General features: G+C 30.1%; 27 protein-coding genes. 7 read left to right on the plus strand and 20 right to left on the minus strand.

Annotation, left to right across the window (positions count from 1 at the left end; all coding sequences use genetic code 11):
• Positions 1-6 precede the first annotated feature (6 nt).
• Positions 7-1080: a YeiH family protein gene (locus ACIJYF_RS04305; protein ID WP_435115406.1), complete on the plus strand. Its 1074-nt coding sequence runs from the start codon at positions 7-9 to the stop codon at positions 1078-1080.
• On the opposite strand, the gene ACIJYF_RS04310 is transcribed toward ACIJYF_RS04305, so the two are convergent.
• The 13 genes from ACIJYF_RS04310 to mnmA all read right to left on the minus strand — a co-directional run bounded on the left by ACIJYF_RS04310 (position 1077) and on the right by mnmA (position 12575).
• Positions 1077-2156 (minus strand): TSUP family transporter, encoded by a 1080-nt coding sequence (locus ACIJYF_RS04310; RefSeq protein ID WP_435115409.1) that lies wholly within the window; start codon positions 2154-2156, stop codon positions 1077-1079. The two genes, ACIJYF_RS04305 and ACIJYF_RS04310, sit on opposite strands and share 4 nt — an antisense overlap.
• Positions 2157-2185: 29 nt before the next feature.
• Positions 2186-2320 carry a hypothetical protein gene (locus ACIJYF_RS04315; protein WP_028037130.1) on the minus strand — a complete coding sequence of 45 codons (135 nt, stop codon included), beginning with the start codon at positions 2318-2320 and terminating at the stop codon, positions 2186-2188.
• A 71-nt stretch (positions 2321-2391) separates the two neighbouring features.
• Positions 2392-2742 (minus strand): hypothetical protein, encoded by a 351-nt coding sequence (locus ACIJYF_RS04320; RefSeq protein ID WP_028037131.1) that lies wholly within the window; start codon positions 2740-2742, stop codon positions 2392-2394.
• A gap of 21 nt (positions 2743-2763) precedes the next feature.
• Positions 2764-4623 (minus strand): adenylyl-sulfate reductase subunit alpha, encoded by a 1860-nt coding sequence (aprA, locus tag ACIJYF_RS04325; RefSeq protein ID WP_435115412.1) that lies wholly within the window; start codon positions 4621-4623, stop codon positions 2764-2766.
• Positions 4623-5093 (minus strand): adenylyl-sulfate reductase subunit beta, encoded by a 471-nt coding sequence (gene aprB / locus ACIJYF_RS04330; RefSeq protein ID WP_435115414.1) that lies wholly within the window; start codon positions 5091-5093, stop codon positions 4623-4625. The genes aprA and aprB overlap by 1 nt, the downstream gene beginning before the upstream one ends.
• A gap of 33 nt (positions 5094-5126) precedes the next feature.
• Positions 5127-5921 carry an adenylyl-sulfate reductase gene (locus ACIJYF_RS04335; RefSeq protein ID WP_435115417.1) on the minus strand — a complete coding sequence of 265 codons (795 nt, stop codon included), beginning with the start codon at positions 5919-5921 and terminating at the stop codon, positions 5127-5129.
• Between the two features lie 109 nt (positions 5922-6030).
• Positions 6031-6429, minus strand: a complete 399-nt coding sequence (locus ACIJYF_RS04340; RefSeq protein ID WP_435115419.1) for an HIT family protein — start codon at positions 6427-6429, stop codon at positions 6031-6033.
• A gap of 5 nt (positions 6430-6434) precedes the next feature.
• Positions 6435-7205 (minus strand): aminotransferase class IV, encoded by a 771-nt coding sequence (locus ACIJYF_RS04345; protein WP_435115421.1) that lies wholly within the window; start codon positions 7203-7205, stop codon positions 6435-6437.
• Positions 7168-7725 carry an aminodeoxychorismate/anthranilate synthase component II gene (locus ACIJYF_RS04350; protein ID WP_435115424.1) on the minus strand — a complete coding sequence of 186 codons (558 nt, stop codon included), beginning with the start codon at positions 7723-7725 and terminating at the stop codon, positions 7168-7170. Before ACIJYF_RS04350 ends, ACIJYF_RS04345 begins: the two co-directional genes overlap by 38 nt.
• On the minus strand, positions 7722-8885 hold the full coding sequence (locus tag ACIJYF_RS04355; RefSeq protein ID WP_435115426.1) for a chorismate-binding protein: 1164 nt from the start codon (positions 8883-8885) through the stop codon (positions 7722-7724). The genes ACIJYF_RS04350 and ACIJYF_RS04355 overlap by 4 nt, the downstream gene beginning before the upstream one ends.
• A 4-nt stretch (positions 8886-8889) precedes the next feature.
• Positions 8890-10110, minus strand: coding sequence for an MFS transporter (locus ACIJYF_RS04360; RefSeq protein ID WP_435115429.1), 1221 nt, complete (start codon positions 10108-10110; stop codon positions 8890-8892).
• 7 nt (positions 10111-10117) lie between these two features.
• Positions 10118-11293 (minus strand): trans-sulfuration enzyme family protein, encoded by a 1176-nt coding sequence (locus ACIJYF_RS04365; protein ID WP_435115432.1) that lies wholly within the window; start codon positions 11291-11293, stop codon positions 10118-10120.
• A 163-nt stretch (positions 11294-11456) separates the two neighbouring features.
• Positions 11457-12575 (minus strand): tRNA 2-thiouridine(34) synthase MnmA, encoded by a 1119-nt coding sequence (gene mnmA, locus ACIJYF_RS04370; protein WP_435115435.1) that lies wholly within the window; start codon positions 12573-12575, stop codon positions 11457-11459.
• A gap of 41 nt (positions 12576-12616) precedes the next feature.
• On the opposite strand from mnmA, the gene ACIJYF_RS04375 reads away from it, so the two are divergent.
• Genes ACIJYF_RS04375 through ACIJYF_RS04385 form a run of 3 tightly spaced genes read left to right on the plus strand, consistent with a single transcriptional unit; the run spans position 12617 to position 13705 of the window.
• A complete protein-coding gene (locus ACIJYF_RS04375) occupies positions 12617-12784 on the plus strand; it encodes a DUF3553 domain-containing protein (protein WP_435115438.1) in 168 nt (55 codons plus the stop codon).
• A 7-nt stretch (positions 12785-12791) separates the two neighbouring features.
• Positions 12792-13556, plus strand: a complete 765-nt coding sequence (locus tag ACIJYF_RS04380; protein WP_435115441.1) for a 3'(2'),5'-bisphosphate nucleotidase CysQ family protein — start codon at positions 12792-12794, stop codon at positions 13554-13556.
• On the plus strand, positions 13556-13705 hold the full coding sequence (locus tag ACIJYF_RS04385) for a hypothetical protein (protein ID WP_435115444.1): 150 nt from the start codon (positions 13556-13558) through the stop codon (positions 13703-13705). Before ACIJYF_RS04380 ends, ACIJYF_RS04385 begins: the two co-directional genes overlap by 1 nt.
• Here ACIJYF_RS04385 and ACIJYF_RS04390 read toward each other — a convergent pair.
• On the minus strand, positions 13692-14255 hold the full coding sequence (locus tag ACIJYF_RS04390) for a regulatory protein RecX (RefSeq protein ID WP_435115446.1): 564 nt from the start codon (positions 14253-14255) through the stop codon (positions 13692-13694). The genes ACIJYF_RS04385 and ACIJYF_RS04390 overlap by 14 nt on opposite strands.
• 26 nt (positions 14256-14281) lie before the next feature.
• Here ACIJYF_RS04390 and ACIJYF_RS04395 point away from each other — a divergent pair, with 26 nt between their 5' ends.
• Positions 14282-14755 (plus strand): ABA4-like family protein, encoded by a 474-nt coding sequence (locus ACIJYF_RS04395; protein ID WP_435115449.1) that lies wholly within the window; start codon positions 14282-14284, stop codon positions 14753-14755.
• Entirely contained in the window at positions 14748-15329 is a 582-nt protein-coding gene (locus ACIJYF_RS04400) for a 2-hydroxychromene-2-carboxylate isomerase (protein WP_435115451.1), read from the plus strand. Before ACIJYF_RS04395 ends, ACIJYF_RS04400 begins: the two co-directional genes overlap by 8 nt.
• A gap of 1 nt (position 15330) precedes the next feature.
• Here the strand turns inward: ACIJYF_RS04400 and ACIJYF_RS04405 are convergent, their stop codons facing one another.
• Positions 15331-15714 carry a rhodanese-like domain-containing protein gene (locus ACIJYF_RS04405; protein WP_435115453.1) on the minus strand — a complete coding sequence of 128 codons (384 nt, stop codon included), beginning with the start codon at positions 15712-15714 and terminating at the stop codon, positions 15331-15333.
• Positions 15715-15760: 46 nt separating this feature from the next.
• On the opposite strand from ACIJYF_RS04405, the gene bcp reads away from it, so the two are divergent.
• Positions 15761-16228 (plus strand): thioredoxin-dependent thiol peroxidase, encoded by a 468-nt coding sequence (gene bcp, locus ACIJYF_RS04410; RefSeq protein WP_435115456.1) that lies wholly within the window; start codon positions 15761-15763, stop codon positions 16226-16228.
• Between the two features lie 60 nt (positions 16229-16288).
• On the opposite strand, the gene ACIJYF_RS04415 is transcribed toward bcp, so the two are convergent.
• The 5 genes from ACIJYF_RS04415 to ACIJYF_RS04435 form a co-directional block, all read right to left on the minus strand.
• Complete coding sequence (locus ACIJYF_RS04415; protein ID WP_435115459.1) at positions 16289-17590, minus strand: ammonium transporter; 1302 nt, start codon at positions 17588-17590, stop codon at positions 16289-16291.
• Positions 17591-17732: 142 nt separating this feature from the next.
• Positions 17733-18008 carry an HU family DNA-binding protein gene (locus tag ACIJYF_RS04420; protein ID WP_271491587.1) on the minus strand — a complete coding sequence of 92 codons (276 nt, stop codon included), beginning with the start codon at positions 18006-18008 and terminating at the stop codon, positions 17733-17735.
• A gap of 158 nt (positions 18009-18166) precedes the next feature.
• Complete coding sequence (rseP, locus tag ACIJYF_RS04425; protein ID WP_435115462.1) at positions 18167-19279, minus strand: RIP metalloprotease RseP; 1113 nt, start codon at positions 19277-19279, stop codon at positions 18167-18169.
• A 23-nt stretch (positions 19280-19302) separates the two neighbouring features.
• Positions 19303-19590, minus strand: a complete 288-nt coding sequence (locus ACIJYF_RS04430) for a DUF1330 domain-containing protein (protein ID WP_435115465.1) — start codon at positions 19588-19590, stop codon at positions 19303-19305.
• A gap of 196 nt (positions 19591-19786) precedes the next feature.
• Complete coding sequence (locus tag ACIJYF_RS04435; protein WP_435115467.1) at positions 19787-20236, minus strand: YtoQ family protein; 450 nt, start codon at positions 20234-20236, stop codon at positions 19787-19789.

Below are 20236 nucleotides of genomic sequence, written 5' to 3' on the forward strand. Positions count from 1 at the left end.
ACTTTAATGAATTACAAACAATACCTGGTAGTAATACCTGGTATTGTTTTAGCATTTGTTCTCTATACACTTTCCCAAGGTTTTAATAACATTATTGGTATTGAGCTTTTAGGATACGACAAAAGTCCAATATCTACAGCAATGATTGCTATTTTAATTGGTATGTTTTTTGGAAACATATTTCAAATGAGAGACAACTTTGTAAAAGGTTTAGATTTTACACAAAAATATATCCTAAAACTTGGAATAATATGTCTTGGTATTCAATTAAAGCCTTTTGAGTTTTTAGAATTTGGTACAGTGGCGATACCACTAATTATTATTTGTATTGTCAGTGTTTTAATAGTTGTAAAACTTTTGGTAAGAAAATTTAAGATACCAACAAGGATGGCTTATCTTATATCAATTGGTGGAACTGTTTGTGGTACAACAGCTATAATGGCAACAGCGCCTGTAATTGGAGCAAAAAAAAATGAAATTTCTTATGCAATTGCAAACATCACATTGTTTGGAATTTTATCAATGCTTATATATCCTTATTTTGCAAATTATTATTTTGATGCTGAGCCTTTATTTATTGGGCTATTTTTAGGAACATCTATACACGAAACATCACAAGTAGCTGCTGCTGGTCTTATTTATGATCAACAATTCAATAGCCCCGAAACATTAAACGTAGCAACAGTTACAAAGTTAATAAGAAATACCTTTCTGGTTATTATGATCCCTTTATTTGCGTTTCTACACAACAGAAGTAATACTGTTAAAAAAGATTATTCTATAATAGCTATATTTCCATATTTTGTTTTGGGTTTTGTAGGTATGATAATTTTTAGAAATGTTGGGGACCAATTTTTTTTAAGTACAAATAATGATTTGTGGCTTGATACAATAACAGCAATTAAATCTTCTTCAAAAATATTTTTAACGATGGCAATGGCAGCAATTGGACTATCTACTAATTTAAAAGAATTAAAAAGTATGGGTTACAAACCATTTTTAGTTGGATTTATTGGAATGGCAACAGTTGGGGTTGTTAGTATTATATCAATTGAAATTTATATTAATTTTTTAGCTTAAGATTTTAATAAAATTTTTTTCTTAAGGTTAGAAAAAAAACGTCTAATAAAAGCTGCACCAATACCTAAAAGAATAGCAAACATAATTGAAAACAATCCATAAAAGAATGGCATATCATTTGAAAATTCTTGAATAAATTTTGAGAAAAAATTTAAATCTGAATTAGATACACTTGACATTTCTACGAGAGGCTGTTCAGCAAAAAAAGTTTCGTACGCGATTGCAATCCCAACTACTAATAACAAAATAGCTAACAACGCTCTTAGTCCTGAGCTGTCAATTTTTTCACCTAGTTTTTGTCCAATTTGAACACCAATAATAGACCCCACAACTAACATCGCTACTAACAACAGATCTATTGAACCATAATTAAATGAGTGCAAAAATGTTACAATGACACTGACAAATATAGTTACAAACAAAGAAGTCCCTGGAACTAGTCTTGTCGGCATCTTTATAATATAAATCATCGCTGGTACTAAAATAAAAGCACCGCCTATTCCCATTATAGCGGCTATAAAACCGACTAATAAACCAATTAAAATTGGAGTAAAAATACTTTCATACAATTTTGATTTTGGAAATCTCATTCTTAGCGGAAGTCCATGTATCCAATAATGAACATGTAATTTTTTTTTAATTATAATATTTCTTTTAGCCCTATCTATCTCCCTAAGGCTTTCGACAAGCATTAATGTTCCTATTATTGCAAGTATGTACATATAAGCTAATGAAATTACTGTATCTATTTTTCCTAAATCTTTAAAATATGTGAAAGTTAAAATTCCTAATGATGTTCCTATTGTTCCACCAATAACAATCATAAATCCCATTTTGTAATCTAAAGTATTTTTCAAATAATGAGTTGTAGATCCTGAGACAGATGTGGCTAAAATATTGTTAGCTTCATTTGCAACAGCATATGCCGGTGGTACACCTAAAAAAATTAAGAATGGAGTCATTAAGAAACCTCCACCAACTCCAAACAAGCCTGAAAGAATTCCAACTATAGCACTTAACAAAAGTATCTCGATTGGATTAACAAAAACTTGTGCTATTGGTAAAAATACTTCCATAAAAAAATTAACTATTATCTAAAAAAAGCTTAGCTAAATGTGATAAAAGTTCCAACTAAAATAACACCCCAATAAGCTGCAAGGCTCATAAATATACCTGTTTTTATTAAAACAGCTTTTAGATCAATAATTTTATTTATGATTTTTATGTTTGAAAGTTGCATTAACTGCGTCAATACACCCGTACAAATATTTGTCAAACACTATTCTTAATTTTTAGATTATCTTTTTTTGATTAATAAATGGTTGCTCCAAAGACTTTTACTACACCATCTTCTTCACCTAAAACAAGCCTACCAAGAAATTCTCCTGAGATTTCTTTATTGGTCTGTTTGATTAAGACAGTGACATGAACTCCTCTTCTAAGACAGCCAAATGGGTCGAATGTTTCTTTTAAATTAGTTATTATTTTATTGTTAGCCCATTGCTTACCAAGTTCTACTTCATTGGCTCCAAACAACATTTGAGTTGAAAAATCTTTGGTAAAACCACCATAATCTTTCAAATTTGATGATTTAACCAAATTATCCCAGATAGGTTTGGCTATTTGATAAACCTCATCGTCTGTCTTTGACAATATATCCATTAAGTTGACCTGATATTTTATTTAAGAAGCTTTTTTCTTCTCGTTCTCATCCACTATATGGTAGACTGGAACCTTCTCCATACTAAATTTGCCAGTTTTAGGGTCACGTCTTGAAACAGTTAGACAATGCCAATTGTCGTCATCAAGTTTCATATGATCACCTCTGTAATAATATCCTGGCCATCTAGTTTCTTCTCTAAACATAGTGTGTTCAGTTACACACTGAGAAGTTAGAGCTCTATGTTTTAGCTCCCAAGCTCTCATTAATTGGTGGTAATCCTCAGCTCCAACGTTTTCCAAATCCTCTTCTAACCAAGCTAAAAGCTCCAATCCTCTTTTAAGCATATTAGCATTGGTCATATAATTTGTTGCAATTCCACCTACATATTCATCCATAATTCTTTGTAGACGTTGTAGACCTTGAATTGGCGAAATATAACTTGGAGAAACTGTTCCTCCAGTAATCTCGTTTTGAGCTACTGTATAAGTTTCAAGCGGTTTAAAGACTTTTTCTTTAAAATCTTCACATTGCTTATCTGTCACTTTTAAGCCTTCTGCTTTTTTATCTTCAATGTATTTAACAGCAGCTTTAGCTGCCAATCTACCTTCGGTAAAAGAGCCTGATGAAAATTTGTGAGCACTTCCACCTACTGTGTCACCTGCACCAAATAATCCATCGATTGTAAGCATTCTGTTATATCCCCAGAAATATTCTGGTGGAGACAAATCTTCTGGACCGCTAACCCAAGCTCCTGAACATGTAGCATGAGAACCCATAACATATGGTTCAGATGTTGTTAATTCTGGATTTGTGTATTTTGGATCAATATTTTGAGATGCCCAAACAACTGCTTGACCAACTGTCATACCTAAAAAGTTTTCCCAACCAACAGTTTCTAAATGAGGGTCTTGGAAAGCTTCAGTAGTAACCATATGAATTGGTCCACCACCTGCCATGGTTTCTTGAATAAATGCATGATTTCTTAAACAAGTTGGAGTTGGGTGATGATCAATATATTCACCTACTAACTCTTTAGTTTGGTCGTACCATTTTTTCTCATAATTTTCACCATTAGCATTTTGAGTATAAGTTTTTAAGTGTAAGAAATATGCACCAACTGGTCCATATCCATCTTTAAATCTACATAACACAATTCTATTTTCCATTTGTGTCATTTTAGCTCCTGCTGCAATCGGTAATGCATAAGCTGAACCATTACTCCAAGGTGCATACCAAGTTCTTCCCATTCCTTCACCAACAGCTCTTGGTTTGAATATGTGAGAAGCACCCCCAGCTGCAACTATTACAGCTTTGGCTCTAAACACATGAAAATCACCAGTTCTCATATTAAAACCAACAGCACCACCTACTCTGTTTTCTTGTGTCTCATCCATTAATAGATGAGTAATCATAATTCTATTATAAATTTTATCAGCTGATTTTTTTGCAGCCTCTGCAACGATTGGCTTGTAACTCTCTCCATGAATCATGATCTGCCATTTACCTTCTCTAAGGTATCTACCAGTCTCTTCATTTTTCATCATTGGAAGACCCCATTCATCAAACATATGAACTGTCGAGTCTACGTGACGCGCCATATCGTAACCTAAATCTTCTCTAACCATTCCCATTAAATCATTTCTTGCGTATCTAACGTGATCCTCAGGTTGATTTTCACCCCACTGCATACCCATGTAACAGTTGATTGCATAAAGACCTTGCGCAACAGCACCACTTCTATCAATATTTGCTTTTTCAACACAAATAATTTTCATGTCTCTACCCCAGTGTCTAGCTTCAAAAGTAGCACCAGTTCCAGCCATACCACCACCAACAACTAGAACATCGCAATCTTCGTAATGTGTTTTGTGTTTAGCCATTAGTAATAAACTCCTTTTTTAAATGATTCTTTTGGAACAACTGGTAACTCACCATCAATATTAAGTCCTTCTGGCTCAGTGTACAATCTTTGAGAATTAATTTCACCTTGATTAGGTTTGTCTCCATCAGCAAGTTTAGGAATAAATTTTCCCCACGGTTTTGTTGTAATTGGAGATACAAAATCCTTTGTAGTTCCATTTCTAAATTTGATTTTCCAAGAAATAGTTCCTTTTTCTTCTTCACGTCTCACTCTAACGCTATGTCCCATAGGAGCAAAATCAGCATAACCTCTTACATCAATAGCATGATTTGGGCATGCTTTAACGCATGAATAACATTCCCAACAAAAGTTGGGTTCAATATTTTTTGCACGTCTAATATTCTCATCAATATGCATTATATCTGATGGACAAATATCTACGCAATGACCACAGCCATCGCATCTAGTCATATATACAAAAGTTGACATATTATTTTCTCTCCTTATCTAAAATTTTCATAATTAATAATGTTTAGGTTGTTCTCTTTTAATACCTAAACCAAATTGTTCAGGTGCATCTGCTGGTGGAGGTAAATTATCTCTTGATCCATCAGCTTCTGCAAGATTTTTTTGTATTGCTGCACCAGGTTTGTAAAACATGTGCGCAAATTTAGACCAGTAAACTCCTCCAAATAAAACTAAATTTGAAAGAACAAATAAAGCTAAAAATAAAAATGAAAGTCCCGTCTGACCATTAAATTGTGTGTATGACCAAGCTAAACCAAATGTTGAGCAAGCTAGTAATGCTAGAACAAATAAGTCAGCTTTAATAATTCTATACCAAGGATGAGCTTCAGCTGAAACATCAACTCTTAAAAAAAACCAAAACCAATATCCACCTACACAAGTCAATATTGCTCCAACGTGCCATAACATTGACCACATCGAAGATGAAGATTTATCAGCACCAGTATAACAAAACACTAACATTGCTGAAGAAACCCAAAAAATAATAGTACCGTACATGCCAAGTACATGTGACAATCTTCTTTTACCAAAACCAAGCTCAGAAGTAGTGCCAATATCAACAACTGCTGTCTTAGCAATAATTGAAGCTTTTTCTCCAGCACCTATTTCTCTTGTTGCTTGAAGTTTTGCTTTTTTTGCATTGTTAAAAAAATAAGTGATGTTCTTATGATGGATCATTTGAATGATTGTGCCTAAAGCGATTAAAACAATCATTGCAATAATAAAACTTTGCATTGCAAACGGTGAAACCGTTTCGGCTAAAATAGAAAATGGATTTGTTTCTAACATGTTACCCTTATGTAAAAAATTAAAGTAAATTAGAAAGTTTTTTAATCTAGTTAATTCTATAGATCAACCTTAACTATTGGTCAATGTGTCTTTAATAACAACTTATAATTTATATTTTACGTTTATAATGCTGATTTTTGGGTAATACTGATCTAACACCACCTTGAGGATTATCAACATCACCCTCTCTTCTTGGAATCAAGTGAATATGACAATGCATAATTGATTGTCCAGCTACTTTGCCAGCATTAGTTCCGATATTAAATGCTTTTACACTTTTATCTTTGTCCAAAACTTCTTTTTTAATAATTTTAATTAAATTATTGCATGCAATAATCTCATCATCTGATAATTCGAAATAATCGACAACATGCCTCTTTGGAATAATTAAACAGTGATGGTCTGACACAGGATAGGTATCATAACTTGCATAGGCTAAATCATTTTCGCAAGCAATTCCACTTTCTTTTGGATTGCAGAAAAGACAAGGGTTATTAGGATCTCTCATGATGACTAGGTGTATCTTTTGCAGTTGCTAATAGCAGATTTGTAATGTCTAGAAAGAATCTTATAAAATTTTAAATTTTTTCTTTTCCATTTTATCTGATTAATGGTTTTAACTGAGGCAACTCCTTTTCCAGAACCAATTAAAATAATTTCATCAAACTCTTTTAAAGAATTGATGGAAATATCTTTTTTTATAATCTTTTTAATTTTAGATCTAAAAAATTTATAAGTGATACCTTTATAAAATTTATTTATTGGTGAAAAAACTTTATCATTTTTCACAAAAAGTAAATTAGAAGTTCCTGTTTCAAAAATTTTATTATTTGAACACAGTCCAATATCTGCTCTTGAATTATCTAGTTTTGTTAAATGTTTTAATATTTCTTTATATTTTAAATTTTTAAATTCAGGTTTTTGTCTTTTTAATTTAACTAGTTTTAAATCAAAATTTAATTTGGGTTTAATACGTTTTCTCAATGAAATTGATAAAGTTTTTTTATTTAGAGCTATTCTTAATAAGTGATTATAATTGGTCTTTGAATTTAAATTTTCATTTATTATATTTAAAATATCTTTCTTCAAAGTTTTTTTAAATATTGAGTAGGTCTTTGACGATTTAATGAGATTATTAATGTGTTCGTTAAAAAAAAGAATTTTTGATGGTTTATCAAATATCCACATTGTTGTGAATACACCATGATCTCCCCAAAGATCATTAAATTCAATTTCTTTAAGATCTTTAAGCCGATAAGATTTTTTTAATAAGTAATTTACCATTTAAAGTTAAAAATGACTCAGGGTGAAATTGAAATCCATAAATTTTATCAATGTTATTTTCAAATGACATTGCAGCTCCTGAAATAACACATCTCATCGTTATGTCAAAATTTTCAGCATAAAAAGGTTCTTTTAATTTTAAAGAATGATAACGACCAACCTTAAATTTAGTTTCTGCATCAAATAATTTGCTTGATTTATTAACTAGTACTTCTGATTGGAAACCATGGTAAATTTTATTTTGCTGAACTATTTCAGCACCTTCAGAAAATAATATTTGCTGAAATCCTAGACAAATTCCAATTATTCTTTTTTTTCCTTTGTATTTTTTATAAATCTTTGAAGTTAAAGGGTAATCTTTGGGTGAACCTGGTCCTGGAGAAAAAACAATTACAGATGCTTGATTTAATTTCGATTTATCAATTTTACTAAAGTCATCACATTCCACATCATCAAATAAAGACAATTGGTGAACAACATTATGAGTAAATGAGTCTTTATGATCAATTACATATATCATTTGTATAAATCTATTAATGCTTTTGCTTTGATAAAATTTTCATTAAATTCATGTTTTGCGTTGCTATCTATTACAACACCTGATGCAACTGAAATTTCAGAGATATTTTTATAATTCAATATAGATCTAATAATAATATTAAATCTCATATCACCATTAAATTTTATAAATCCAAAACTACCTGTGTAAATATTTCTATTTTCTTTTTCCTGATTATTTAAAAGATTAAGAGTACTTATTTTAGGACAACCAATGACAGAACCCCCTGGCATCATAGCTTTTATGATATCTATATTCTCGACTTTTTCTTTAAGTTTGCCAGAAATTAAGCTTACGTAGTGATAAAGGTCTTTATATTCTTCAACAGATTTCTCTTTTTTTAACTTTACACTTCCAGGTATACAAATTCTTGAAAGATCATTTCTTTCCATATCAACAATCATGTTATGCTCTTTTGTTTCTTTAATATTATTTTGAAAGAAATTTAATGCCTTTCTTTTATTAATATTTTTAGTTTTTCTTAAAGTCCCAGCTATTGGTTTAGTTGATATAGAGGACCCTTTTTTATTAATTAAATTTTCAGGAGAGCAGCTAATAATTGAATAATTTTTATCTTTAATCATGAATGCCTCAGGAGCAAGATTAGTTTTAGCAAGTCTACAAAAAAAATCCAAAGGATCAATTTGTGATTTGTTTTTATATTTTGTGCATATTTTTATTTGATATGTTTGACCAGATCTTATTTTCTTTTTAAATTTATCAAAAATTTTTGTGTATAAATTCTGATCAATATTTATTTTGAAATTTCTATTAATTTTATAAATTGATTGAGATTCATAAATTAAATCTTCTTTTAAATTAATTTTTGTCTCTGGTTTGTAAAAAATTCCTTTTGGAAAATTAATACTCTTTTGTCTAGGTACTTTAATTCCAATCAAATTATTCAATAATTCATACCCAAAAAAACCAATATACAAATCTGTATTTTTATATTTTTTCTTAGAGCTTTGATTTTGATTTAAAAAATGTTTTATATTTTGAATATTTAAAATTATTTTCTTTGAAAAATCAGTGAATAAATCAAAACCTTTAATTGTTTTATAAATTATAAAAGGCTTCTGTGAATTATTAATACTGTTTAAATAATTTTTTTTATTCAATTTTCTAAGTTGTTTGAATTCTTGGAACTTGTTTTTCTATTATTGGTAAATGTATCAAACCTGCAAAAATTGATAAAGCTATTGATATATACCATGCATAATCATAAGAACCGTATAAATCATGGAACACACCACCTAAATAAGCTCCTAGAAAAGATCCTACTTGGTGACTTAAAAAAACTATCCCATACAACAAACCAATGTATTTAGTGCCAAAAATAAATCCAACTAAGCCCATTGTTGGTGGAACAGTTGAAAGCCATAAAAAGCCAAAAGCAATTCCAAACCCAACTGCAATGATTGGACTTGGTGGCAGAAAAATAAATATAGCTATCACCAAACCTCTAGCTAAATAAATCGTACTCAGGATTAATTTTTTACTGAATTTTTGAGCTAAATATCCAGATGTTAATGTGCCAGCAATATTAAATAGACCTATCATAGATAAAATCGTTACCGTACACCACTCAGGTAAACCTCTGTCATTAATATAAATTGGAATATGTGTTGCAACTAAAGCAATATGCCAACCACAAACAAAAAAACCTAATGTTAAATAGATAAAACTTTTACTTTTAAAAGCTTCCGTTAATGCTTCACTTGCTGTTTGTTTATCATCAACAATGCCACCAACAACATCTTTTGGGGTGGTTAAATAAAAAGCTAATATTAAACCCACAAAAATAAAAGCTGCAAAGACTAAAAGTGTACTTTCCCAACCAAACTCAACAAGAGAATATCTAGTGAATACAGGTGATACGAAATAGCCAAATGAACCTGCGGCGGTAACTATACCAATAGCTGCAGTTCTGTTGGATTGAGGAAAATGTTTAGCGACTACTGAAACAGGGATACTGATTGCTGTTCCTCCAAGGGCAACACCTATTAAAACACCAATACCAGTTACAAAATAAAGCCCGGTATTATATTCTGAGACTAACATCAAAATACCAAGTAAGTAAAAAATAAAACCAATAAATACTGCAATGTGACCGCCATACTTATCAGTAATCACACCAAACCAAGGAGCAAAAGCTCCCCACAAAAACATTTGAAGGCCTAAAGCAAAGCCAAATTGTGAAAGGGTTATTCCAAGATCAGTTGAAAAATCAAAATAAAACATTCCAAATGTTTGCCTGATACCAAGTGAAATTATGACAATTAAACAGGCTGAAATTAAAGTGATTAAAACTGTTTTATTTTTAATAAATTTTTCAGAAGGCATTCAAAGATTACTTTAAATGCTTTAGTGATTGCTTAATATCAGCGATAAGGTCGCTAGGATCTTCAAGTCCAATATGCAATCTAACGATATGCTCATTTTTTTCTAATTTTAGGTAGCTTCTATTCCCTTGTTCTCTAACATTTTGGTGCAATGCCAAACTTTCAAATCCTCCCCAGCTATAACCATGCCCAAATAATTTTAAATTATTTACAAATTTAACAACTGCTTTTTCACTTTTTGCTTTAATTCTCAGACCCATCAAACCTGAAGCACCTGAATAATATTTTTTCCACATTCTAAAATTGTAAGAATCTTTTTTATAGGGATACAATAATTTTATATTTTTAAACTTAGATAAAAACTCAGCCACTTTTTTTGCATTTTCTCTGTGCCGATCTAATCTAACATCTAAAGTTCTAAGTCCTCTTGTAATTAAATACGCGTCATCAGGACCTAATCTTAAACCAGTTACTCTTTCTGCAGCTTTAACTTTAGCAAAAACTTTTTTGTTAACAGCTAAACTACCACCCATTACATCAGAGTGACCAGAATAATATTTTGTTGCTGATACAATTGACATATCAAAACCAAGTTTAATAGGTTTTAAAAAATATGGAGTTCCCCAGGTATTATCAATTGCAGTTAAAATTTTATTTTTTTTTGCTATTGAAATAATTTTTCCTAAATCTTGAAAATCAAATGTGTTGCTTCCTGGATTTTCTACAAAAATTAATTTAGTTTTTTTCGTAATTGCTTTTTCTAAAGTCTTTAGATTATGCGGATCATAAAAAGTTGTTTTAATATTGAATTCTTTTAAAAAATCTTGTGATAGCAGTCGTGTTGGTCTGTAAACTGGATCAGCTACTATAATTTCATCACCAGGTCTTGTAACACTAAAAATTGCAAGAAATACCGCTCCAAAACCAGTAGGTGTTAAAAAAGTAAAATAACTTTCTTCTAGTTTGGATAAAATTTGCTGTAGAATATGAGTTGTTGATGTTCCTTGTCTTCCATAATCAAAGTGTCCACCTGTAGGGTTTTTTTTGGCTTTATCTTGAGTTTTTCTAATATCTTGCATCGATTTAAAAATAATCGTTGAAGCTCGCACAATTGGTGGATTAACAGACTGATTATGAAAGTCTTTTGCAGTATGTTTTAAAAATGTTTTAAAAGAATTGCTCATAATAAAATTTGATATGTTAAGAAGACAATGCTATATCCCGTAAAAAACGTCAATAAATTAATAAATAGGACTGAATGAGTTACCCGAAGAAACATAGAGGTAGAAGAAAACAAGGCTCTAAAAAGAGAAGAGCTAAGAGAAAAAATAAGAAGAAATAATTCCTCTATTCTTTAATCCACCCACCCCCAAGAACTCTATGGCCATATTGGTCTTTGCTATAGAACACGCATGCTTGACCTGGTGAAATGCCATCTTCAGGATTAACTAAGTGTACGTGGGCTGTATCATCCTCTTTTAGATCAACTTTTGCCTCAAGAAGACTTCCTGTTGATCTGACTTTTACAAATATTTTTTGATCTAGATCTTTTTTATCAGTTAATAAATTAAGATCTTTAAGAGATATATCTTTTTTTCCAAGGTTTTCTTTGGGACCTACTATAATTTCATTATTATCAGAATTTATCTTTAAAACATAAAGTGGTTCTTTATCTGAAACTTTAATTCCTTTTCTTTGCCCAATTGTAAAATTAATTATACCGTCATGAACACCAATTATTTTTCCTTCTAAATTCTTGATATTTCCTTTTTGAAAAGAGTCTGGTCTAAATTTTCTAATTACTGATGCATAATCTCCGTTGGGTACAAAACAAATATCTTGACTATCAGGTTTATCCGCAACATTTAAATCTAATTCTTTTGCAATCTCTCTTGTTTTATCTTTTAACATTCCACCTAATGGAAATCTTAAATAATCTAATTGTTCACGTGTTGTATTAAATAAGAAATAACTTTGATCTCTGTTTTCATCAATTGCTCTATACATATTGTTGGTGTTGTTTGCTGTAATGTTTTTTACATAATGACCTGTAACTAGCGCATCAGCATTTAAATCTTTTGATACTTCAAATAAATCTTTGAACTTTACTGTTTGATTACATTGAACGCATGGTATTGGAGTTTCACCATTTAAATAACTATCAACAAAATTATCTATAACACCTTGCTTGAACTTATCTTGATAATATAAAATTTTATGTTCAATTCCCAATTTGTGAGCAACACGTTTTGCATCCATTATATCTTGTCCTGAACAACATTGTTTAGATTTAGCCACTTCTTTTCCGTCATCATAAAGTTTTAAAGTTATTCCTATAACTTTATAACCTTCATTTTTCATAATCCCGGCTACTGTTGAAGAATCTACTCCACCAGACATAGCAACAACTACTGTCGTATCCTCAGGCTTTTTATCAATTCCAATAGAGTTTAATTCTTTATTCATAAGGTGGTATTTATACTTATTTACAATATAAGTTAAATTAAATGATTTTAGATTATGAGCCAGGTGACAAAGTCACTAATCCAAACAATAAAGATTGGGGTATTGGGCAAGTTCAATCTATCATAAATGATAAAGTAACTGTCAATTTTGAAAACGCTGGAAAAAAAGTAATCAATGCTAAAAATGTAGAATTAAAACGAATTAAATAAATTTAGAATGGAAATAAAAAAAATAATAGAAAAATTAGTAGATCCTTTTTTAGAGGCTGGCGATTTGTCGATATCTCTTAGAGAAAAAGGTTTAAAAAAAGAAATAAAATCTGACAACACACCTGTAAGTAATGGTGATCTTGAAGTTAATAAATTTATTACCAAAAATATATCTGAAATCACACCAGATATTCCAATAATATCTGAGGAAACTTCTGATAACAAAGATAATACTCAACTAAAAGATTTTTGGTTGGTTGATCCTATTGATGGGACATATGATTATATAAATAATCTTGAAGAGTTTACAATTAATGCTGGTTTAATAATCAATAACAAGCCTGCAGCAGGATTAATTTATGCACCTGCAAAAAGAAGAATGTTTTATTCATTTGGAGAAGGAAGTGCTTTTGAGTTAGCTAACGGACAAACTATAAACTTAAGTGATAAAGTTATTGAAAATAAAAAACCTATCAAATTTATTTCTTACTCAAATAAAATTAAACCTGAAATTCAAAAAATCTATCAAGATATTGGTGTTGTTGAAAATGTGAAAATGAAAAGTTCACTAAAATTTTGTGTGGTAGCAGCCGGTGAATATGATGGATATGTAGCAGAACCAAGAGCTTATGAATGGGACATAGCCGCTGGTCATGCCATACTAGTCCATTCGGGAGGAACTGTTACTGATTTTAACGGTAATGAAATTTTGTATGGAAAAAAAGATCTTAAAAATCCTAGTCTAATTTTAAAAAGTAAAAATATATTATAATGGATGAGCAATTAAGAATTATACTTATCATAATAGTTTCTGTTTCAATTTTTGGGTTATTAGTTTTTGTGTTTGTTAAAAACTATGTAAGACAAAAAATTAATAGTTTAGTTGAAGAGGAAAAAGATAAAAATTCTAAAGTAGATTAATTATTTTAAGGTATTCATCTTTTTCTATATCCATTACTTTTCTTGAGGTTTCAAAGTCAAAACCATTTCTAGCTAATAAAGATATATCTTTTTTATAAAACAATGTTCTATTATCTTCTGCTCTAGCAGGCCCTATTCTTTTTTTTTTACAAATTTTTATGGCTGAAAAAAAATCTTGATCAGAATTATCTTCTTTAATTTTATCTACAGTATCTTTTATAAATTCATCATGAATTCCTTTTCCTATTAAATAGTTTCTAATTTTGTTAATAGAGTTTCCTCTTTGAATCATACTTTTTGCTTTGCTTTCAGAATAAAATTGATCATTTATAAATTTACTCTTTTCTAAATCTGACAAGACAATATCGATCAATTTATTAACGTCCTTTTTTCTTACATCAGAAGAAGAAAGCTTCATATATTTCTTAAGTAAATATGTTTTTAACTGCTGTTTTGAAGGTGCGTATTTTTCAACATAAGCAAATGCAAAATTTCTCATCTCTTCTACAGTTACTTGCAGTGTTTTTTTTCTATTTCTTATAGGAATCATGGTTAGATTTTATATAATATATTTTAATGATCGAACAAATTTATACCTATTTTTCAATCGAGATGCTTTATATGTGGGTCAACTTAGGAGTATTACCATTTTGGTTTATATTAATTTTTTTTCCTCAATCACATTTATGTAGAATTTTTGTAGCATCAATATTCCCAATATTTGTATTAAGCGGTGTTTATATTTTTGTTTTATATAAATCTTATTTAATTGGTTATGATTTTATTGGTAATTTTACATTATACTTAGGATTAGATGATCTCTCTAGATTATTTGAGGATCATTTATATCTAATGCTTTTTTGGACGCACTTTATTGCAATCAATCTATTTGTTGGTGGATGGATCGTTAAAGACTCTCAAAAGTTTTACATCAATAAGATATTAGTAGCGATCCCGTTAATAGTTACTTATTTAATTGGACCAATCGGTTTATTCTTTTATTGGATTGTCAGAATTTTCTATGCAAAAAGAATGAACTTATATGAGTAGCCATATTGATTTTTATTTTGATATAATTAGCGCTTATTCATACATAGCTCATAAAAAAATACAAAAAATCAAAAAACATCAAAAAGTTATTTTTAATTATAAACCTATTTTATTAGGTGGTCTTCATAATCTAGCAGGAATTAGTGCTCCTGCTTTCAATAAATTTAAAATGAAAAATATGCAAAGTGATTGTGAATTAGTTTCAAAAAAAAATAATATTTCTTTTAAATGGAATTTAAAATTTCCAATAAATTCACTATCGATAATGCGAGGGTATCTTTTTGTAGAAGAAAGTCAAAAAGAAGATTACTTAAATATATTTTTTGATGCTTATTGGAAGGATAATTTAGACCTATCATCAGAAAAAGAAATTTCAAAATTATTAGAGAATCTAAAAATAGATAGTAAAATCTTTTTTGATAAAATCAAACAGCAATCAATAAAAGATACTTTAAAAAAATTTACAAATGATGCTTTTGAAAAAGAAGTCTTTGGAGCACCTACTTTTATTATCAATAATAAAATTTTTTGGGGACAAGATCGTCTAGAATATGCTCTTGAAGAATTAAATTAAATTATACTATTTTGAATTTACTTTGGCTAATTGAACCAAAGCCACCTTCGATATGTGATATTTTTTCATACCCCATATTTTTTAAAGCTTTAACTGCTAAAGCAGATCTTACTCCACCAGCACAAAATAAAACTGTTTCTTTATTTTGATCTAAAACACCTTGTTGAAATAAAGCGCTGTTAGGGTCTAAATAAATTTCTAACATTCCTCTAGGTATATGAACTGAATTTTCTACTTTGCCAGTGCTTTCTAATTCACGCACTTCTCTTATATCAATTAAATTACAATTATCGTTTTCAACCATTTTTAAAGCTTCATCTGCATTAATAGTTTTAATTTCTTGCATTGCTTCTGAAACTAAAGTTTGAATTGATTTTATAGTCATTATTATATTTATAATTATATCAAAAACATTATATTGCTAGTTAATTATGCTAAAAACTAATACCAAAGCTCCAATTTTTAATCTTCCTTCAACTTCAAAAAATAACTATTCGCTCAAAGACTCGATTGGTAAATATGTAGTAATTTATTTTTATCCAAAAGATGACACACCCGGATGCACTATCGAAACAAATGATTTTAACAAATTACTCTCTAAATTTAAAAAATTAGAATGCGATGTATATGGAATTTCTAAGGATAATTTAAAAAGTCACGATAAATTTAGAGATAAATATAAGATAAAATTTGATTTATTAGCTGATGAAGAATTAACAGTACTTAAAAAATATAAAGTTTGGGGTAAAAAAAAGTTTATGGGCAGAGAATTTATGGGTGTCCTTAGAACCACAATTTTAATAGATAAAAAGGGTAAAATTATAAAGATTTGGGACAACGTTAAAGTTAAGGATCACGCAAAAGAAGTCTTAGATACATTAAGAGATATTTCTAAATAAAAAGGCCCCAATCAAGGGGCCTATTTATTAACTTAAAGAGAGAGAAGTTAAGTTATTTTATTAGTCTCTGATTGCGTATGCTCTTACACCAATCTCAGCAACATCTGTTCCAAGTTTTTCTGCTTCTTTACTAATTCGTAAACCAACAGTTGCTTTCAAAACTTTAAATATAATAAATGAAAGTATAAAACTGAAAGAAGATACTGCAAGCACACCTGTAAACTGTGTTCCAAAAGATGTGTCAGCATTAGTAAATGGAACTATTAATGTTCCAAATATTCCCGCAAACATATGAACTGGAATAGCGCCAACAACATCATCAAGACCTCTTTTTTCTAAAAATTTTGTACCAAAATACATAATTAAAGAACCTAAAGATCCAATAACAATCGCTAGACCTGGAGTAGGACTTAGTGGTTCTGCGGTAATAGCGACCAAACCTGCTAATGCTCCGTTTAGCATCATTACTACATCTGTTTTACTGTCAAGTAGTCTAGTAACTACAGCACCAGTTACTACACCAGCAGCACCAGCTAAGTGAGTGTTAACTGCAATTTTAGTAATAGCAGTTACATCATCAAATGTTCCCATTGCAAGTTGACTAAATCCATTAAATCCAAACCAACCAAACCATAAAAAGAATGTTCCTAATGTAACTAAAGGAATACTTGAAGCTGCAAAAGGTACTAATGATTTAGTTTCACCTTTTTTGCCAAATCTACCTTCTCTAGCACCTAAAACTATTACCCCTGCTAAAGCTGCTGCTCCACCACAAGCGTGCACTAAAGTTGAACCTGCAAAGTCAGAAAAACCAGATGTTGCTAACCAGCCACCACCCCATTGCCAGCCCATTGAAATTGGATAAATAAATCCACCCATTAATGTTGCAAATATAAAGAATGGCCAAATCTTTATTCTTTCCGCAACTGCTCCAGAAACTATAGATACTGTGGCACAAACAAACATTGCTTGAAAAAACCAATCAGAACTATCTGAGTAACCTGTTTCAATACTTGAGTTATCCCCCCAAGTTGTAAAGGTACCTATAAATCCACCTTCTGGAATTCCGTAGGCTAAGTTATAACCAAATAAAAAGAAAACTATTGAACAAATTGCAAATTTTCCAACATTTTTAGCTGCAATTGTTGATACACTTTTTGTAGTAACCAAACCACATTCAAGCATACAAAAACCTGCTGCCATTAATGCGACTAAAACAGCCCCAATGTAAAATGCTAAAGTATTAAAAATATATTGGCCCTCTGCAGATATTGTAGTTTCTGCATTAACTATTCCACTCAAACTAAATAAAACTATAAAGCTTAGAGAAATTGTTGTTATTATTTTTTTTAATTGTCTCATAAGACCTCCCGTTAGTAAGAAGACTTATAATTGGGTCTTAAAAAAAAACTAACGCTTATTAGGAAAAATTGATATGCATTTTTTGCATATAGAAACAGCCCTAAGCGTGTTTTGAAAACGTTAGGGCTGTTAAAAAAAATAATTATTTATTGAATACTTCTTTTAAAGCTTTTGCTGGTAAGAATTTTACTTTTTGAGAAGCAGCGATTTGAATTTGTTCACCTGTTCTCGGGTTTCTTCCAACTCTAGCTTTTCTCTTAGCAACTTTATAAGTTCCAAATCCAGCAATTTTTACTGTATCGTCACCTTTTAGTGCATCTAAAATAGTGTTGGTAATTGTATCAAATGTTCTTTCAGCATCAGCTTTACTCAAATTTAATGAGCCTGAAAGTGATGCTACTAGTTGTTTTTTGTTCATTTTAGCTCCGGTTTGTGTTGGTTAATAACCATACTTGTCATAAACGTTGTTAAATCAAGCTTTTTTTTAGTGTCTAATTTTTTTTAGTATACAATATGTAGTTGTAACTTAAATAAGTATTGAATTTACTTATCTTTTTGACGTTTTATTAAATAAATTTAATTGAATAAACCAAGGTCTTTAAGGTCATTAAAGGTTGTAAAAAACATCAATGATATCAACAAAAACATACCGATTCGAAAAAAACCTTCTTGTGTTTTTTGAGATAAAGGACGACCTAAAACCTTTTCAAATGCATAAAACATTAAATGCCCACCATCCAACATTGGTATTGGAAATAAGTTAATCAAACCAAGGCTTATTGAAATATAAGCCATAATAGAGATAAAAGGTAGAATACCAATTTCTGCAACTTGACCTGTTATTTTAGCAATTCGAATTGGTCCTCCTAATTGCGAACTATCGCCTGATCCCGTTAACATGGTACCGATATATTTAAGCGAGGAAGCACTCACAAAGTATACCTCTTTTACGGATTGAATTAATGCTTGAGCAGGTCCTAATTTAACATGATTAATTTCATTGTTAACAGCTCCAAGTTTAATACCAACCATTCTTTTATTAACTTTATTCCCTAAATTATCATCGCTTAAAACTATGTTTGGCTTAATTTTAAGCAAATACTCCTGATCAAATCGCTCAACTTTAAAATCAATAACATCACCTGTTGAAGTTGTTATATATTTTGAGACATCCATGATGCTTTCAACTTTATTGCCATCAATTTCTAAAATAATATCATTATCTTTAAGTCCTCCAATCATTGCAGGACTATCTTTTTGAACTTCATTGATAATTGCAGGAGTAAAATCTTTACCAACAAAGGTATAAATACAAAAAAATATTGCTATCGCTAATAAAAAGTTAGCTAAGGGCCCACCGAATACAATTAAAGCACGTTGATATAAAGGTTTTATGACAAATAACTTTTTTTGATCTTCTTCATTGTATTGTTTTAAAATTTTTTCATGGTCTGCTTGAGAAAAAACATTACGATCTCCAAAAAATTTGACATATCCACCAAGTGGAATCCAACATATTTTCCATCTGGTTCCATGCTTGTCATTCCAACCAAATATTTCTTGACCAAAACCGATTGAAAAATCAGTAACCCCTACCCCATATTTTCTTGCAAAATAATAATGACCATACTCATGAATGAATACCACAACTAAAATCAAGATTATAAATGGAATTATATATGTTAGCATAATCTATATTTTAATTGATGATTTTAAACCCCTTCAACTAAAACTAGATGAGCTTTGGCCGCTAATTCTCTTACCGCCTTAGCCGCTTGGTATTTTTCTGATTCATAGAATTTTCGAGCAGCATCAATATTTTCAAATTCAATTACTACAGCTGTGCCTAAGTTATCACCTTCTCTTACATCAGGACTAGGTTCACGAACAAGAACTTTGCCACCATGCTCTCCAATAGTTGGGCCAGCCATTTGTTTAAACTTGTCCATACCTTCTTGATCGTGTTCTTTAAGATGTGCTATTAAATATCCTTTAGTCATAATTTTCTCCTTTATATTTTAATGTAACAAATCCTGAACCATGAGTTTAATTGCTTTAAAAAAATTATTTACCTTTAAACTTAAAATATAAAGAAAACAGAATAAGACCTATCAGGACAACTCCTACAAATATTCTTAAATACTGATTAAAAAATAGATCAATCAATTCAATCATGTTTGTTTTATATAATTAAAACTATTTTAAAGTTCCCTCTAAAACATACTTCAATATTCTAACCACTTGCATTTGGTCTGATGCAACAGCAGAAGCTGCAGCGTCTATTTCTTTTAAAGCATGTTGATGATCTTCATTTTGTATAACAATAATTGATTTATTTAATGCAGATGCATATCCCGCATCAAAAGCTGCATTCCATTGCTTGTATTTTTCACCAAATTTAACAACAACCACATCACTGTCTTTAATAGACTTTTTAGTTCTAATTGAATTGATATTGGCACCCTTTCTATCTTTCCAAAAATTTTTCTCTTCAGCTCCTAAAATTTCGACACCACAATTGTCGGAAGTTTCATGATCAGTAATAGGAGATGTAAACTCAATACCTAGTTTTTCTTTTTTACAAAGTTCAACAAGTTCATTTCGCCAATCACTATGTATTTCACCAGCTAAATAAACTTTTAACAT

The sequence above is a fragment of the Candidatus Pelagibacter bacterium nBUS_49 genome (assembly GCF_051200925.1).
Classification (GTDB): domain Bacteria; phylum Pseudomonadota; class Alphaproteobacteria; order Pelagibacterales; family Pelagibacteraceae; genus Pelagibacter.

Coding starts and splice junctions, on each gene's coding strand:
- ACIJYF_RS04305 (WP_435115406.1), top strand. CDS start 7: ATGAATTACAAACAATACCTGGTAGTAATACCTGGTATTGTTTTAGCA.
- ACIJYF_RS04310 (WP_435115409.1), bottom strand. CDS start 2,156: ATGGAAGTATTTTTACCAATAGCACAAGTTTTTGTTAATCCAATCGAG.
- ACIJYF_RS04315 (WP_028037130.1), bottom strand. CDS start 2,320: ATGCAACTTTCAAACATAAAAATCATAAATAAAATTATTGATCTAAAA.
- ACIJYF_RS04320 (WP_028037131.1), bottom strand. CDS start 2,742: ATGGATATATTGTCAAAGACAGACGATGAGGTTTATCAAATAGCCAAA.
- aprA (WP_435115412.1), bottom strand. CDS start 4,623: ATGGCTAAACACAAAACACATTACGAAGATTGCGATGTTCTAGTTGTT.
- aprB (WP_435115414.1), bottom strand. CDS start 5,093: ATGTCAACTTTTGTATATATGACTAGATGCGATGGCTGTGGTCATTGC.
- ACIJYF_RS04335 (WP_435115417.1), bottom strand. CDS start 5,921: ATGTTAGAAACAAATCCATTTTCTATTTTAGCCGAAACGGTTTCACCG.
- ACIJYF_RS04340 (WP_435115419.1), bottom strand. CDS start 6,429: ATGAGAGATCCTAATAACCCTTGTCTTTTCTGCAATCCAAAAGAAAGT.
- ACIJYF_RS04345 (WP_435115421.1), bottom strand. CDS start 7,205: ATGGTAAATTACTTATTAAAAAAATCTTATCGGCTTAAAGATCTTAAA.
- ACIJYF_RS04350 (WP_435115424.1), bottom strand. CDS start 7,725: ATGATATATGTAATTGATCATAAAGACTCATTTACTCATAATGTTGTT.
- ACIJYF_RS04360 (WP_435115429.1), bottom strand. CDS start 10,110: ATGCCTTCTGAAAAATTTATTAAAAATAAAACAGTTTTAATCACTTTA.
- ACIJYF_RS04365 (WP_435115432.1), bottom strand. CDS start 11,293: ATGAGCAATTCTTTTAAAACATTTTTAAAACATACTGCAAAAGACTTT.
- mnmA (WP_435115435.1), bottom strand. CDS start 12,575: ATGAATAAAGAATTAAACTCTATTGGAATTGATAAAAAGCCTGAGGAT.
- ACIJYF_RS04375 (WP_435115438.1), top strand. CDS start 12,617: ATGATTTTAGATTATGAGCCAGGTGACAAAGTCACTAATCCAAACAAT.
- ACIJYF_RS04380 (WP_435115441.1), top strand. CDS start 12,792: ATGGAAATAAAAAAAATAATAGAAAAATTAGTAGATCCTTTTTTAGAG.
- ACIJYF_RS04385 (WP_435115444.1), top strand. CDS start 13,556: ATGGATGAGCAATTAAGAATTATACTTATCATAATAGTTTCTGTTTCA.
- ACIJYF_RS04390 (WP_435115446.1), bottom strand. CDS start 14,255: ATGATTCCTATAAGAAATAGAAAAAAAACACTGCAAGTAACTGTAGAA.
- ACIJYF_RS04395 (WP_435115449.1), top strand. CDS start 14,282: ATGATCGAACAAATTTATACCTATTTTTCAATCGAGATGCTTTATATG.
- ACIJYF_RS04400 (WP_435115451.1), top strand. CDS start 14,748: ATGAGTAGCCATATTGATTTTTATTTTGATATAATTAGCGCTTATTCA.
- ACIJYF_RS04405 (WP_435115453.1), bottom strand. CDS start 15,714: ATGACTATAAAATCAATTCAAACTTTAGTTTCAGAAGCAATGCAAGAA.
- bcp (WP_435115456.1), top strand. CDS start 15,761: ATGCTAAAAACTAATACCAAAGCTCCAATTTTTAATCTTCCTTCAACT.
- ACIJYF_RS04415 (WP_435115459.1), bottom strand. CDS start 17,590: ATGAGACAATTAAAAAAAATAATAACAACAATTTCTCTAAGCTTTATA.
- ACIJYF_RS04420 (WP_271491587.1), bottom strand. CDS start 18,008: ATGAACAAAAAACAACTAGTAGCATCACTTTCAGGCTCATTAAATTTG.
- rseP (WP_435115462.1), bottom strand. CDS start 19,279: ATGCTAACATATATAATTCCATTTATAATCTTGATTTTAGTTGTGGTA.
- ACIJYF_RS04430 (WP_435115465.1), bottom strand. CDS start 19,590: ATGACTAAAGGATATTTAATAGCACATCTTAAAGAACACGATCAAGAA.
- ACIJYF_RS04435 (WP_435115467.1), bottom strand. CDS start 20,236: ATGTTAAAAGTTTATTTAGCTGGTGAAATACATAGTGATTGGCGAAAT.